At 42.2% G+C, this 1145-nt stretch carries 1 protein-coding gene; it reads left to right on the top strand.

The window, feature by feature from the left end; genetic code table 11:
• Positions 1-237: 237 nt before the first annotated feature.
• Positions 238-1145 (top strand): SGNH hydrolase domain-containing protein (locus tag A3762_RS02155; RefSeq protein ID WP_197468946.1); only part of this gene is annotated, 908 nt, incomplete at its 3' end.

Raw genomic sequence — 1145 nt, 5'->3', positions numbered from 1 at the left:
ACACTCTACATACGCCGAGCCAAGAATATGTCCAGCCTGCTTAAACTTGATGGAGAGCGCATCGTCTACCTTGCTCCATTGCTTATAAGGCACGGCAACAATGCGTTCTTCCAACACCATCATAAACTGCGCAAGCATGCGCTTGTTACGGGTAAAACCAATTTTTACCGCGTCTTCTAAAACAAGGGGGAGTAACTTTGCAGAAGGCTCTGTACAAATAATCGGGCCGGTATCATTTTGTGTGATTACACGCCTTTCGGCGGAACAATATTATCGAGTACAACAGAAGAGGGCCTTATTCTCCAGGTTGCTCTTACTTGTGTTCTATCAATCGCCAGTTATCACCTAATTGAACTACGCAAACAAAAACGTCTTATAAGCTATATTGCTGCGAATTATGCAGTTGTAATCATTGCAGCATTCCTCGGCACCCAATTTCAGCAACAAGCATTTTCTGCTGATCAGCAGAAAATCTTTGCCGCTTGGGAAGACCGTGCAACTTACCGTTGTGGCAAAATCTTCCGTATGCTGAACCCATCAGAGCGAATATGCTCGATTTCTAGTGCCACGTCCTTGAATGCTCAAGCCGTCCTTATTGTGGGTAACTCTCACGCAGATTCGATTAAAACCAGTTTTAACGAAGTAGCAGAGGAACAAAATTTCAAAACTTACTTTTACGTTACGAACACCCCTCTAATGACCAAAAGAAAGATAACAAGTGATGAAGTGATTACAGATGCCCTTAAAATCAGTTCCAAACGGATTGTTCTACATTTTTCACCGAAGGGGGTAGACAAAGATAAGCTAGAAGATCTTATTCAAAAAGCGGAAGAACATTTAATCTTAGTAACGATAATAGCTCCAATAACAACGTACTCAAAGCACGTACCCAAAGCACTCTTCGCTGAATCTATTGGTGAAGACGATGTCCTAAATAAGAACATCGAAGATTATGAGCAAGAAAACAAAGCTGAATTGACTTACCTAAGAAACTTACTGAAGAATCGCATCGTCGAGACAGCACCGGTATTTTGCACGCCAACTTGTCGGGTCATAAATAACGACAAAGAGCTGCTTTATTTTGATGAAGGACACCTAACGCTAAAAGGCGCCAAAATGCTGGCTGCCGAATACAAGCAAGCTCT

Source organism: Oleiphilus sp. HI0125 (genome assembly GCF_001635355.1).
This window is presented reverse-complemented; position numbering and strand designations above follow the sequence as displayed.